The organism is Larkinella sp., from assembly GCF_965227735.1.
In the GTDB taxonomy this organism is placed as follows: domain Bacteria; phylum Bacteroidota; class Bacteroidia; order Cytophagales; family Spirosomataceae; genus Larkinella.
The window spans coordinates 5,552,194-5,566,677 of the sequence record NZ_OZ245776.1; the positions used below are offsets into that span (position 1 = coordinate 5,552,194).

At 53.9% G+C, this 14,484-nt stretch carries 9 protein-coding genes; 1 reads left to right on the top strand and 8 read right to left on the bottom strand.

Annotated elements, in window-relative coordinates; genetic code table 11:
• Nucleotides 1-39 precede the first annotated feature (39 nt).
• From ACO064_RS21770 to dinB, 7 genes are all read right to left on the bottom strand, one after another.
• The gene (locus tag ACO064_RS21770) at nucleotides 40-2,664 is read right to left on the bottom strand and encodes a hypothetical protein (protein WP_421829331.1); all 2,625 of its coding nucleotides are present in this window, start codon (nucleotides 2,662-2,664) and stop codon (nucleotides 40-42) included.
• Nucleotides 2,665-2,676: 12 nt separating this feature from the next.
• Nucleotides 2,677-3,813, bottom strand: a complete 1,137-nt coding sequence (locus ACO064_RS21775) for a hypothetical protein (protein ID WP_421829332.1) — start codon at nucleotides 3,811-3,813, stop codon at nucleotides 2,677-2,679.
• A complete protein-coding gene (locus tag ACO064_RS21780) occupies nucleotides 3,813-4,787 on the bottom strand; it encodes an AAA family ATPase (protein ID WP_421829333.1) in 975 nt (324 codons plus the stop codon). Before ACO064_RS21780 ends, ACO064_RS21775 begins: the two co-directional genes overlap by 1 nt.
• Nucleotides 4,788-4,791: 4 nt before the next feature.
• Complete coding sequence (locus ACO064_RS21785; protein ID WP_421829334.1) at nucleotides 4,792-6,594, bottom strand: CHAT domain-containing protein; 1,803 nt, start codon at nucleotides 6,592-6,594, stop codon at nucleotides 4,792-4,794.
• A gap of 86 nt (nucleotides 6,595-6,680) precedes the next feature.
• Nucleotides 6,681-6,854, bottom strand: coding sequence for a hypothetical protein (locus ACO064_RS21790; protein WP_421829335.1), 174 nt, complete (start codon nucleotides 6,852-6,854; stop codon nucleotides 6,681-6,683).
• 5 nt (nucleotides 6,855-6,859) lie between these two features.
• On the bottom strand, nucleotides 6,860-9,919 hold the full coding sequence (locus ACO064_RS21795) for a caspase family protein (protein ID WP_421829336.1): 3,060 nt from the start codon (nucleotides 9,917-9,919) through the stop codon (nucleotides 6,860-6,862).
• A gap of 213 nt (nucleotides 9,920-10,132) precedes the next feature.
• A complete protein-coding gene (dinB, locus tag ACO064_RS21800) occupies nucleotides 10,133-11,212 on the bottom strand; it encodes a DNA polymerase IV (RefSeq protein WP_421829337.1) in 1,080 nt (359 codons plus the stop codon).
• 311 nt (nucleotides 11,213-11,523) lie between these two features.
• Here dinB and ACO064_RS21805 point away from each other — a divergent pair, with 311 nt between their 5' ends.
• The gene (locus ACO064_RS21805) at nucleotides 11,524-13,248 is read left to right on the top strand and encodes a tetratricopeptide repeat protein (RefSeq protein WP_421829338.1); all 1,725 of its coding nucleotides are present in this window, start codon (nucleotides 11,524-11,526) and stop codon (nucleotides 13,246-13,248) included.
• Between the two features lie 17 nt (nucleotides 13,249-13,265).
• Here the strand turns inward: ACO064_RS21805 and ACO064_RS21810 are convergent, their stop codons facing one another.
• Complete coding sequence (locus tag ACO064_RS21810) at nucleotides 13,266-14,462, bottom strand: serine hydrolase domain-containing protein (protein ID WP_421829339.1); 1,197 nt, start codon at nucleotides 14,460-14,462, stop codon at nucleotides 13,266-13,268.
• Nucleotides 14,463-14,484: the final 22 nt, after the last annotated feature.

The following is a 14,484-nucleotide window of genomic DNA, read 5'->3' on the forward strand; positions in this document are numbered from 1 at the left end:
TGCTTTTAAAACGGTTGATCAAACACACACGTTGTTTTGCTAGCGTGGTATATCCGGATTTTTTGGTTCGGACAGCGCCGGTAGAGCGAGCGATTTTAGTTCAAATGGCTCATCACTGACCAGCAAATTAAAGTATTCCGGACGCGATGGCCAATTGTACGTTTTTTCAGTTTTAGAAAGCTTGAATGAAATAAAATTGCTGTCTTTAAAGCTTAAGTACAACGAATTGCCCGGTTTTACTAAATAGACTTCCGGATTCAAAAATTCGGTAATGGATTCGAAGGCTGATGATAGAAACAGAACCGCACAGTAGAGTGCGGTTTTAGTAGTTTTCGGGTTGGTAATTTTTACCTGGATTGAACTTTCCCAGTTGCCGTTGAGCTGCTTTTCATAGCCAATCGGAAACGTATTTCCCGCGGGCATAATCTCCACGGACTGGCCATTTGCCCCAATCCGGAAGCATTCAACCGCCAGTTGGTTTTTCATCGTTTCCAACGTGTTTCTTTCGGTTCTGCCCAGGTTTTTCAGGAATTCCCAATGCGAAATATGCCGTAAATCGTTCGCCAAATGATCGAAGGCATTTGCCGAAAGGATACTGATTGGCTCCGCAAGCGGGCGGAAGGGATCGTTGGGGTAGGTGAGGTAATAGCGCCCGTTCCGAATCTGGACGACGTACTGTGCCTGTGATTCCTGCTCGACGGCAACCAGATAATTTTGCGGTTCTCCAAACAAATGGGAGAAGATGTTCTGAAAATCCTCCGGAATTCCGTCCGCATTCAAAATGTAAACTGGAAGAAGTTGCCGGGTCAGCCCTTTGACATAGGCGGTTTGTTTTTCCCGGTAATCCCAGTCCTGCGTTACTTCATCATTTAAATAGACCTGCGTATAATCCGCGCCAATGCGATCAATCAGCACCGGGTACTTTTTACCCCTGTTTCCAATTACAAAAATAAGACTATAGTCCTGACTCATTCCGTGGATGGCACCCAGATTCAATCGCCAGCCATTGGCATACGCCAACTTGCCAAAAGCCGATTTGATGGCGGTTTTCGGTTTATGCAGAAACGGTTTGGCAAGCAACGCCGGATCGGTACTGGAAAGTTCGGGCAAAACCTCATGCGGCTCGGTGAGTTTTTGTATCTCTTCCCGCATTCTGGCATAACTGATGTCGCCGGTAAATTTCTCCAGAACGTTTAGCAAAGCAGTGCAAAATACGTTCTCGTTCAAAATGTCCCGGGTTCGTTCGCTTGATTTAGAACTACTCAGATGCACGTGCGGACCAATCGGTAAAAGGCTGGTTTCGCCCCGCACCGCCAGTTCAATGGGGTTGATGCGACTTCTGAAAATGAAATTATCCCATCGGCGGGGCGCAAAAATTGTTGGGGCTGAAAGTACTTGGGAAAAAGGGTCGGCCGACCGGGCCGAATCCGGCGGAAACGGATTGGTATAAATCGTTATAATATGCGGTTTTCTTCTCGAAAGCTCGTGGATCAGGTAGCGGATTTCTTTGTCAGACAAGAGAAAGTCGTCACGTTTCGAATCCGCAAAATACGTCGCCAGACACGCCAGAATGCCTTGAGGTGTCTCTTTCCAAACCTTTGGGTCCGCGTGTTCATAAACCGTGTAACCGGAAAAATAGAACAAAACCGTGTCGTTCTCACCGGCATCACCCAGGTGTCCCCAGAATTGGCGGATAATTGCGGCTTTGGTGGCGTCTTCGTTGGTCAGGGTTTTGATATGCAGGTCGAACGCGTCGTCCCAGTTCAGATACGTTTCCAGCTTGCGAAGATCGCCCACCCGGTTGCGGGAGACCGAGAAGTCGTTGTCGTACTCGAAGCCCAGCCCCGGGCGGTATTGATCAATTGCCACCAGCAACGCAAATAACTTCGGTTTTACAACTTCTTTTGGCGGTTCCGGCACGGGGATGAATTTCTCCACGGTTTTCGGCAGCAGGAGCCGGATGGACGACTCCCCGGGTTCGGCCTCGATGCTCAGTCCGGTTTCCACGGCCTGCCGGAATTGCTCGCCGATGGTGTGGTCGTCCAGCCGCAGAATTTGCGCTTTCAGCCCTTTCGAAACGTGCAAAAGGCTGTTGAAATTGGGATCGTGGCTCACCAGTAACTCGAGCAGATTCCGCATCCGGAGCTGTTCCGGCTGGTTTTTGTCTTTTACAAACGCGTCCAGTTTTTCGGAAACCGCCCGGACCGTTTCTTCCGGGTTCAGGGTCGCGTCGGCCACCAAGCTCTGGGCTTCCCAAAACGTCGCCGAATACCGGTTGTCGTCCTGTTGGGTGGCAAAAGCAATGTATTTTTTCTGAAAATGCGCCAGTTCGGTGAGCCGCTGCGGTCCGAACCGGGTATCCCGGCGGAGTTGGTCGAGCAAATATGCCCGCACATCGGGGTCCAGCTCGAAGGTTTCCGGCGACGTTTCGCGCCAGGCCGGCCACAGCAATACATCCGAAACCGCAATCCGGTCGATTTGCCGCCCGGTTCCGTCACGGCCCGGATAGGTCCTGAAGTTTTCCCAAAGGTGGTAGAGCAAATCGGGCATCATCGCCACGGCAAAGGCCGCGTGGCACGCCAGTACCCACTGGTCTTCGCCGTAGCCCAGCGACTGGAAGCGCCGGGAAAACCGGTCGACGGATTGGATCGCGTCCTGTGTCATGGTCAGAATCGGTTACTGCTTCAGCCGTTTGAATGCATTCGTAAACTCCTGTTCGTCCACCGCAAACATCGGAACCCGGCGGGCAATCTGGGCCGCCGACGTGCCCCACCAGCGGCTCCGGGGCATGGGATTCAGCCAGACCACGTCGAGCCGTTCCAGCCGGTTCAGAAGGTCGGCGGTGTATTCAACGCGTTCGGGCGAGAAAAAACCACGGGCCGCACCGGCGTCGCTGATGATCAGCAATTGCGTGTTTGGGGTTGCGTCCACCCACGCGTCCAGATCGATTGGGTCGGCCATGAGCTTGTCGGGATACAAAAAGTAAAGGGGATAATTGCGGAAATAATATACCGGCAACTTGGGAAACTGTAGCCGGAGGGATTCGGTCAATTCGTCGCAAAGCCGGTGAAAAGCCACCATCGAACCCTGTTGATCGATCCAGATCGTGAGCGGAATGCGGTTTTTGAAGCGGTATTGTTGTTCGAACCGATCGAAAAAGCCCCGTTTGCCCACCCGTTTGGCGGTGGCGGCCAGGTCGATCGAAAACTCGCGGTTGGCAATAATGTCTTCCCGCAACGTCCGGATCTGCTGCTGCACTTTCCGGCTATCGACCGGCGAATACCGCCCCGGCAAAAACGAGGGCTCCGGCCGTCGGCCGTCCGCTGACATCGTGTCAGATTGGCTCAGGCTGGCACTGAACCGGAGGTTTACTTCGGTAAATTCCGTTGAGAAAGTCGTTCTGGAAGTGACGCCGGTTTTTGGAGCGTCCGAAGACGACGCCCGGTTTTCGTTTTCGCCCGAACCAGACCCGGCGGTTTTTTCGGGTTGCGCGCTCGATTCGCCATCCTCCGGTGAAAAAGGCGCATTGGCGGCACCGGATGGATGACTTTCCGGGGCTGAAACCGGTGCCATCGTCGGTCCGAAATGCTGCTTGAATACCTGGTCAAACTGATCCGCATCCTGATTCGGTTTGAACAGAACGCCTTTGCAAAGCGCATATAATTCGTCGGAACTGCCCAGCCCGATTCCCCGGCCGAGGGCATTCAGCAGCGTAAAATAGGTGTCGATGGTAATGCGGTTGTGGTGCTCCGCCCGGTCGATGGATTGCCACTCCCAGAAAAAATCCTGCAAAGGCGTTTCAACCCGTTCCATCAGGTAGCTTCTTGAAATTTCGTCAATGAATTCAGGTGTTTCAGCAAAACCTGCGGAAACGGAACATCCCGCAACGCGCCACCCAGTTCGTTGCGCTCCGCAATCAATTCGTCAAGAACCGAATCGCCGGTGGGTTGCATGCCGTCGTAAAAGTCGAGCACTCGGTACCAGTCCAGAAACTCGGCGGTCGAAACGTTTTTGCCGGTGCTGAATTTATTGGCGGCCATGTACGTGCGAATGGCTAGATACACCGCAACAGCTTTGTCGATCAGCGGCACCTCGACGGGGGCGTTGCTATAAAACCGGTATTTTACAATCTGGGCGAGCCGTTCCCGGTCGAAAGCCGCAATGTGGTGAAACAGACACCGGCGCAGGAAAGCGTCGGACAAATCGCGCTCGCCGTTGCTGGTGATGATCACGATGGGGCGGACGGACGCGCGAATCTGCTGGCCCGTCTCCGTAACGGTAAACTCTCCCTTGTCGAGCTCGTTCAGCAGGTCGTTGGAAAAGTCGATGTCGGCTTTGTCGATTTCGTCGATCAGCAGCACAAAAGGGCGATCGGCCTGTTGGGAATTGACAAAAGCCTGCCCCATTGGGCCCAGACGAATATAGTTGGTTTTCAATAACTGCTCCCGATCCGCATCGGTCCGGGCAATTTGGGCATCAGCCAGCCGCCGGATGTGGTCATATTCATACAGCCCTTCCTGCGCTTTCGAGGTGGACTTGATGTTCCATTCCCGGTAATAATTTGCAAAGTCGGCGCCATACAATTCGTAGGCTAATGCTTTGGCCAGCAGCGATTTACCACATCCGGGTTCGCCCATGAGCAACAATGGGCGTTGTAGCATCAAAGCCAGGTTGACGGCTTTTCGCAGGCCAGCATCCGGCAGATACGGATGGAGCGTATCGTTTTTTCCGTCGCTGCGGGGAATGGCGACGGGTCTATCGAGGGCAGTTCCCCTGTAGGTGATCATGCAGCTAAAGTTTTAAGGTATATTGGCCAAAAAAATCCTTGTATAAATCGTCATTGCGGTATTCCGAATCGGCAGACCGGGAAATCTGTCCGCAGATTTCGCGCAGCGTCGGCAGAACATAATCTTCCTGGAACGTGGTGAAATCGAGCGGATAGCCGACCGGATTGTAGGTACTCCAGTTAATAATGTCCTGCTGTTTTACTTTGCGAACCCCCGGCAGAATGTGCACATCGGCCCGACCGCTGACCGATTGGCGGTAAATCGGGTCATGATCGCTTTCCCAATCAGTACCGGTCGGCAATAAGGCACACCCTTTGTCGAGCAGGAAAAGGAGAATTTTCCGGTCGGGTCTTTGCTTGTTTTCACTGGCCAGCAGTTTTTTTAACTCCGCCGTAAATTCGGGCCAGAAACTGCCGATCACTTTCTGATTGGCCTGTTCGTAAATCGCGTTTTTAAAAACGATCAGAATGTGTTGCGTCCGGTTTTTTTTGTAGATAAACCGGATAATCTGTTCTTTGGGCATTTTCCGCGACAGACGGAGGGAATCGGCCAGTTCTTCCCAAATGTTTCCGATGTCGGACAGGGATGTAAAACTGCTGCCGGAAGCCTCGATGGGCAAAATCTCGACCGATTCTTTCACTTCAGGCTGAATTTGAAAACTTTCGATCAACCGTTCCTGAAAAATTTCAAGTCCGCAATCCGGGCTTCCCTGCAACACAAACGCATCTAAAAACAGTGCATTGAGGGCGTTGATATTCCTGGCGATGTAACTGAACTGGGTCAGGTAATTGATGCGTTTCAGCGTACCCACTAAATTCTTCTTGTTAAGCGGTGTAACCAGTGCTCTGATCTGATTATTGATATCCCGGTACAAATTTAAAATAGCCGTGGTTTCATCTAGGTCGGTTCCTCCTTTCAGGTCGTTGAGATCATTTTTTAATTTCCCGATATCGTTTTCATAATCGTCGATAATTCTCCGCTTCATGACCTCGCTGAGTCCCACCGTATTTGCCATCTCCTGTTTGAGACTTTCTTTTTCCCGGATACTTTCGGCAGTTTCCTGCAATTTTTTCACCCGTTCCAGAATATCGGTCAATTCTTTGGGCACCGGTGTTCCCGTTGGATCGTGCCGGATCAGTGACCAGTTCCGGGCTTTCTGAATCGTTTCCTGAGTCGATTCGTCGTAAAATAGTCCCCAGGGGCAATTTTGGGCTTTCTGAACCGGACTGGTGGCGAATGCGCTGCCCCGGTGAACCTGCGAGGTGTCGAAGCCCATGTCCCGCAGCTTGCCGAGGGCCATGTCGAAGGCCGTCAGCAGCTTGCAGCCTTTGCTGGTCAGCGCCGAATAGAAGGCCGTTGCAAACAGCGTGGCGGTTTTGTCGCCCACCGGCCTTGCCGTCGCAATCACGGCTTTGACGCCTTTTTTGAGTAATTCGTTCACAAAACCGTTGGTCGAACAGCCGTTCAAAAAAACCAGATCGGGCTTTTTGCCGCTGAATAACAACCAGAATCGCTCCTCCGACAGCGCACCGTCGTTGATATCCAGGTAGCTGCCCAGGTGGTCGACATCGGCATGACCGCTGTAATGGAAAACCGTCAGGCCCGAATCACCGCCATCATGAATGCGACTCAGGGTGTCGAACAGTTCATCAGTTCCCGTATCGACCGGCGGACAAATGTATTCCAGATAGCCATCCAACAGATGGGGTAAAAAGCTCTTCCAAATGGCCAGCATTTCATTTCTGAGTGCTGGCAAAGGGTTCGTTCTGGAATTGGAATAAGCTACAAAGACAATGGGTCGCGGCATGGAGAATGGCAAAAGAACGTAAGAAAATCCCCGATCAGGGCCGCGCTTGTAGCCGTGACCCTGATCGGAACGATCGTTTATTCAATTTACACTTTTTCCCTTTTCAATAACACCGGAATCGTGGCCTGTCGGTTGTCTTCCAGGCCCATCCCGGCAACGGCCAGTTCATAGGCATCCACAATCGACAGCCCCGAACCCAGGGCCCGGTAAAACGTCGCCGAAAACGCAATGGCGGCTTCGTCGCCAATCGAACGTTGCATCCCGATCACGTACGGAATGTGTTCGCCGATGGCCCGGGCCTGCGTTTCGGAGTAACAGGCTCCTCGTCCTGGTTCTGGTTCAGGGGCTGCGCAAGGTCCGGGTGTTTGGTGAGTACGGCGTTGATGCGCTCCATGAACTTCATCGCCACCTGTTGATAACCGTCGCTGTTCGGGTGAATTTCATCGTACCACTGGTCGGGCCGGACGGTTTTGCGGAGGTCGAGGTAGGAAACATTTTCGAAGGCTTCGGCCACCGTTTTGATCCGGCTGTTGAACTCGTCCAGAATAAATTGAATCGTGGCAAATCGATCCTCCTGCCGATTGATGCCTGTTGCGATCATATAGCGTCCCAGCCAGCCTTTGTTGGTTACCTGGAGCGGAATCACGTAATCGTAGCCATGCACCAGAATCTGGAGGTTCGGTTTATAGATTTTCAGGTGACCAAACATCGCTTTGTACAGGTCGCGCAGGGCATCCAGTTCGGCAAATACCTTGTCATTCAGAAACCGACGCGGATTCTGGCCCGGCGGCTCGCTCATATCCGGGTTTTCTTTCAGAAACGTGCGGAACTGATCGCCGAGGATGTCGTTACCGCCCCCGCTGATGAGAAAAAACGCCGGGTTTTGCTCGTCGATGGCGTCGAGGTATTCACCGGTTTTCTGGTAATTCCGAAGCGTATCGCCCGCGGCAGCCACACAATAGATGGCAAACGCCCGGGAAAGGTGGTCGATGGTGTCGGTCACAAGCGGATGCTGAAACCACGAATCGCCCTCCGAAACCAGCCGGACGCGGTTGGGGAAGCGTTTGGTTATCTGCGCATACTGGCGGTTGCGCAACCGGTTGGCCAGCGCGTTGGCCGCAGCCAGACCCAGGTCGCTAATCAGCCCGCGTTCGTCCAGGTGCGCCGAATCCAGCACTTTAATGTCCGGTTTGAGCTGGTAATCGGTTTCCCAGTTCGTTCCCGGATGGGCATCGAAATAGATTCCCAACGCAAAGGGCGTTGTAACCGGATCGTGGAGCATCGTGTTGAGTTCGGTATTCAGAATCACATTGGGCTCCGGATTGACCAGCTTCAGGGTATACGATTGCGTTGTCCAGCCCGTCAGTTGAATCGAACGGTCCGACACCTCATCGGTTGCAAAACCACCCCGGTTGCCGCCCCGGTTGTCATCGCCGGGCAGGGGCGGGTCGGGCAGCGTGGCCAGCGTCAGAGCCTGCGGATCAAACTCGTCCGTGCTGACAATCAGTTTGATGTGTTCCAGTCGCGACGGCCAGTTGTAAAACCGCATCGTATCCTGCAACGTGGCGGGCAGGTAATCCAGTTTTTTCAAACCCAGATAAACCGTATTGCCCGGTTCCAGCAAATACGCTTTGGGGTTCAGAAAACCGGTAAACGATTCGAAGGTGGACGAGAGATACAGCGCCGAGCAGTACAGCGAACGCTGGTTGCCGACCGGATTGGTGATTTTGACCTGGATGTTGCTTTGCCAATGGCCATTGGCCTGTTTTTCATAATAGACCGGAAGGAGGTCATTTTCTGGTATGATCGCCGTTGGTTGCCCATCGGCTCCGATCCGGGCGAATTCCACCGTCAGCGGTTTTCCCGGTAACTGATTGGTCCCCGAATTGGTCAGGCTGTGCATAAATTCCCAGCGGGACAGGTGTTTCAATTGTTCCACCAGTTCCGGAATGGCGGTTTCGGATGCGGTTTCAATCACGCTCGTCAGCGGGCGGTAAGGGTCGCCGGGGTAGGTAATGTAATAGCGGCCGTCCTGATCGTGAACCACATACTTTGCCAACTCTTCCCGTTCTTCGGTCACAATGAGTCCTCCGCTTTCGTTGGAAAGCTTGTCGAGCAGTGCCTGCTGGTTTTCCGGCAAACCGCCCCTGTTTTCAAGGGTAATGGGCAACGGAAGCATCATCAGGCCGTCGATGGTGGCCTGAAAAACCGCATTCTGGTTCAGGTTGACCGACGGCTCAAACCGCAATTGCGTCGAGTCGACCCGAATGAGGCCCGGTTGGGCGGAGTATTTCTGGCCGGGGTCGTCGGGATTGAAAACCGTGATGGATTTGGTTTCAGTCGTAATGCCGTGAATCGCGCCCAGGTTCAACTGCCAGCCGGTTTTTCGGTTGTAAGTCACCTCGCCAATGGCCGATTGCCCCCGTTGGCCCGGCCGGTTGAGAAAGGTGGTATGGAGCAGCGAATCGTCCCCGTTGGCGACGTAAATGCGCGGTTTTTGCTCGTACACATTCCGCAGATACTGCCGCACCCGGCTCCGCAGCGTGTAGTAGCTCAGGTCGCCCGCCGACGCTCGCAAAACCGATAGCAGCGTTTTGGTAAAAACACCTTCACCACTGACCTCTACCGCCGATTCGTCGGATTCGCAGGCCGACAATTGGACGTGCGTTCCTTCGGGCAAGGCAACCGCATCGCCCTGCTGCCGGATCGTATCCGCAGCGATTGTCTGTCCGAAAATAAACTGCTCCCAGGGGCGTTTGGCGAATGCAAACGGAATCCGTTTTTCCCGGGGGGCTTCTGCTTTGAATACGGTTTGCACCAGCGCCCCGTTGCGGGTATTATCGCCCGAGTGGCAGCAGTCAAAAATGGTAACGACGTGCGGTTTTTTGACCGATAGTTGCTGGATAAGATACCGTAATTCCTTGTCTGCCAATAGGAAATCGGCAGCGGTTTGTTCATCATAATGACAGGCCAGACACTCCAGCCGGCCATCGGTTTCGTGTTTCCAAACCGTAGTGTCGGCCCATTCCTGCGTGCCGTGGCCGGAGAAATAGAACAGGGCTACATCACCTTCTTTTGCCTGTCCCAAATGCTCGCGAAAAGCCTTGACCACGCTGGCCTTGTCGGCTTTCCTGTCCTGCAACAACAAAACGTGCGGTTCGAATGCGGGATCGTTTTTGAGGTAACGCTGTACCTTCAGGGCATCCATGACGCAACCGCCGAGGGCCGGAAACCGGATCTGCCCCTGCAAAATCAAGTCCGCCCGGTAGTCGTCGATGCCCACGACCAGGGCGTAAAGTTTCGGTTTAGGAATGGTAGTGTTCATGGTTGAGGTAGGGAAAAGGGTCGGGAAGACCGGTCGGATTTTTGGAAAAATCGGAGATGAGGGACGCTTATACAGCCGGTTCAAAACCGAATATAATTTAGGCGAAACAATCTGTACAGAAAGCGATCTATTTATCGAACGGCGAAAATAAACGGACGAATTCCCGTATTCGGAAGAATGGCGCTTTTTGCCCGGTTTCAGACCCGTCGGCGGCTAAAAAGGAAGCACCAGTTGCTGGCCGGACGGCTGATCGGAAGCGTCGAGGTTGGAGAGTGAAATGCCCAGGAGCCGGACGCCTTTGGAAAGGGGGAAAAGTGACGTAAGCAATTCGACGCCGATGCGATCCAGAAAAGTTTTCTGTGAAACCGGCCCCAGCGTGGTGCGGCTGCGGGTAATCTGCTCAAAATCGGCAAATTTTACTTTCAGCGTAACCGTGCGCCCCACCACCTGGATGCGTTCGCACAACCGCCAGACCGAATCGAGCAAGGGTTGTAAACCGGCCAGGAGGTCGGCTTCGGCGGTTAAATCCCGGTCGAAGGTTGTTTCCGACCCAATCGATTTGCGAAGCCGGTCGGGCGTCACGGGCCGGTTGTCGATGGCGCGGGCGATGGTATAATAGTAGCTGCCCGCTTTTCCAAAATGCTGTTTCAGGAAGGCTTCGGACTGTTGCCGCAAATCCCAGCCGGTAAAAATGCCAAGCTGGTTGAGTTTGGCGGCCGTGACGCGGCCAATGCCGTGGAATTGCCCGACGGTCAGCGTTTCGACAAAAGCCAGCCCCTGCGACGGTTTGATGACATACTGCCCGTTGGGTTTGCGATAATCGGAGGCCAGTTTGGCCAGAAACTTGTTGTATGAAATCCCGGCGGAAGCCGTCAGTTGTGTTTTTTGCAGGATTTTTGCCCGGATTTCCTCCGCTATCTGCGTGGCTGAAGGCATGTTTTTCAAGTTATCCGTCACGTCCAGGTAGGCTTCGTCCAGCGATAAGGGTTCGATCAGGGGGGTATATTCCGCAAAAATGGCGCGAATTTCGCTGGAAACGGCCTTATAGACATCGAAACGGGGTTTGACAAAAATCAGGTCGGGACACTTGCGGAGGGCAACCGACGACGCCATCGCGGAGCGAACGCCAAATTGCCGGGCTTCGTAACTGGCCGCTGCCACAACGCCCCGCTGGCGCGATCCGCCGACGGCCACGGGTTTTTGGCGCAACGCCGGATTGTCGCGCTGCTCCACCGATGCGTAAAACGCATCCATGTCGATGTGGATGATTTTTCGGTTTGCGGGCTGCTCCACGGAACAAACTAACGGTTTTTTCTAACCATACCCTAAACCGTAATGTTCCCACTGCCTGCTGAATTGATGGAGTGGTCTGCGTCACCCTCCCCCGGAAGCAATGAGGCAGCGATCACCCGTTCGGTTTTCCGGGGCTGTCCACAGGCCGTTTTTCTTCGTACATTAGCGTTGGTAATGCCGGGGCACGATGGCTGCTACAGCATCGCCAAAAAAATCAAAGGGCCGTTGTTCCCTTCGTCGAATAGCATAAGGCGGTCGAAACCATTTCGGAGTGATGAGTACGCTTTCATCTCACACAGACACTTGCCAACATGAAACCTTCTATTTTGCCCCTGATTGGCCTGGTGATCAGCCTGATCGAAGCCTGCCAGCCGCAACAAAAAGCTACGACTGACGAAGTCCGTTCCGCTACCGTTTCGCAACTGATCTGCCGCACTGAGCCCACCGACAAAAACTGGTATACCTCCGGGCTGAAAGCACCGAAATTTGATAGCCTGGGAAATCTGCATTTCCCGATCACGACCCGGAACGCGGAAGCGCAACGGTATTTCGATCAGGGCTTTATGCTGTCCTACGGTTTTAATCACGCGGAAGCCGCGCGGTCTTTTTACGAAGCGATGCGCCTGGATTCGACCTGCGCGATGGCACACTGGGGGTTTGCGTATGTGTTGGGACCCAACTACAACGCCGGGATGGAAAAAGACAATTACGAGCGGGCGTATAGTGCCATTCAGAAAGCCCTTCGTCTGTCGGAGTTCTGTACCATCCGGGAAAAAATGCTTATTCTGGCGCTGGCGAAGCGCTATCCGGCCCAGCCGGTCGACGACCGAAAACCGTATGACATCGCCTATGCTAACGCCATGAAGCAGGTTCACAAGCAGTTTGCGGCCGACATCGACCTGGCCGCGCTCTATGCCGAGTCGCTGATGGATCTGCACCCCTGGGATTTGTGGGAAAAATCGGGGCAACCCAAACCGTGGACACCGGAAATTACGAATCTGCTGGAAGGTTTGATCCGACGGAATCCCCAACACATTGGAGCCAATCATTTTTACATTCACGCCGTGGAGGCTTCCAAAACGCCGGAGCGCGGGCTGAAAAGTGCGGATATTCTGGCCAGTCTGGCACCCAACGCCGGACATCTGGTGCATATGCCGTCGCACATTTACATCCGTACGGGCCACTACCACAAAGGCTCCCTGGCGAACCAGCGGGCCGTGGAGGTAGACAGCGCGTATCTGACGGCCTGCCACGCGCAGGGCTCGTATCCGCTGATGCTTCTGCCGCACAACTACCATTTCTGGGCCGCCACGGCCACGCTGGAAGGCAACAGCCAGTGGGCCATGACAGCCGCCCGGAAAGTGACCGAATCGACCCGGAAGAAGCTGATGAATGAGCCGGGCTGGACCACGCTTCAGCACTATTACAGCATTGGATACAACATCGCCATCAAGTTTGCCCGCTGGGACGAAATCTTACAAATGAGTGAAAAAGATACGGTTACACTCAAATACCCAACGGCCATCCGCCACTACGCCCGGGGAATGGCTTTTGCCGGAAAACAGCAGTTTGAACGGGCCAAAACCGAATTGGTACAACTCGAAAAACTGGCCGCCGACCCGGAAGTCCGCGCCATGACCATCTGGGACATCAACTCGATGGGGGCCATTCTCGACATTGCCCGCCGGGTGCTGAAGGCCGATATACTGACCCGGGAAGGGAAATTGCCCGCCAGCCTGGCCCTGTTGCGCGAAGCGGTAGCAATCGAAGACGAGTTGAATTACAACGAACCGCCGGACTGGTTTTTCTCGGTGCGCCACACCCTCGGTGCGGTTTTGCTGAAAGCCGGGCAGTTTGCTCAGGCCGAGCAGGTGTTTCGGGAGGATTTGCAGGAATTTCCGAACAATGGCTGGGCGCTGTCGGGGTTGTATAAAGCGCAACAGGGGCAGGGTGCTACGGCCAAAGCCGCACAAACCAAAGCCCGGCTGGACGAAGCCTGGAAACACGCCGACCAAAGCCTGACCGCCGGGATTTGATTCCGGCCCGGACGCGCTTACCGAAACACCGTTTCCAGCAGGCCATTGATGGCTTCCGGCGACGAAACCAGCGGGTCGATTTGCCCGTAGTTGCCATTGACGCCGTAGACCACCGTCGTTTTTTGGTGTGGAAAATAGAGCATGTTGGCGTAATAGCCAATGGCATCTCCGCTGTGCGTATACGCGATTCCGTAGGGCGTTTCAATCCTGAAAAATCCCAGACCGGCGGCTGTTCTGTAGGTTTCCGGTTCCTGTTTGAGCGGTTCTTTCCACTGCATGGCTTCGGTCAGTGTGGCAGGTTTGAGCAATTTACCGTCGAACAAGGTACGCAGAAAAACCGCCATGTCGTGCGGATTGGAAATCAGTCCGCCATCGGCCGTGTAATAATCCCAGCCGCTGTAATACGTGCTTTCCACCACATTCAGGTCATTGTACAGATCGACGTAACCCCGGATAATGGTTTTCGGAACCGGGTTTCGGGCGGCAAACTGTGTGCTGGTCAGGTGCAACGGCTGGAAAATTTTCTCTTCAAATGCCTGATAAAAAGGCTTTTTCGTGATCTGCTCGATGAGCATTCCCAGCAGAATGTAATTGGTGTTGGAATACCGCATGTCGGTTCCCGGGGCGAAATAGGCTTTCTTCCCGTTTGCATACGCCAGCAATTCGTCGGGCGACCATTCCTTTTTCAGATCATTCAACGAAGCCGTCTGGAATTGCAGATTCTGGATGTAATTATACAGCCCGCTCGAGTGATTGAGGAGCTGGCGAACGGTCACTTTTGTGCCATTGTCGAGCTTGCTAAGCACCGAATTCGGCAGATATTGGCTGACGGCATCATCCAGCGACAGAAGTCCTTCGTCGTAAAGCATCAAAACCGTCACGGCGGTGAACGTTTTCACGGTGCTGCCGACGCGGGTGATGTTGCATTTCTGCAAGGGAATCTGGTTGTAGAGGTCGGCCATCCCGGCGGCCCCCAACCACTCGCCGTTGACAGGGTCCTGAACGGACAAAATAATCCCCGGTACGCCCTGACGGACTTTCTGATCGAGCAGCGCCTGAAAACGGTTTCGGTCGGGGTGCGTGTCGCTCTGGTCATTGAAATCGACGGAACAGGCGAAGGTTGCGGGGGCAATAACTTCGGAGTGGGTGCAACTCAGGAGGAAGGCCAGCAGGAGAAGCGGGAAGGTTCTGAGCAAATGAGTGGTTGTGTTCACGGGTGTGGTGATTATCTATTTC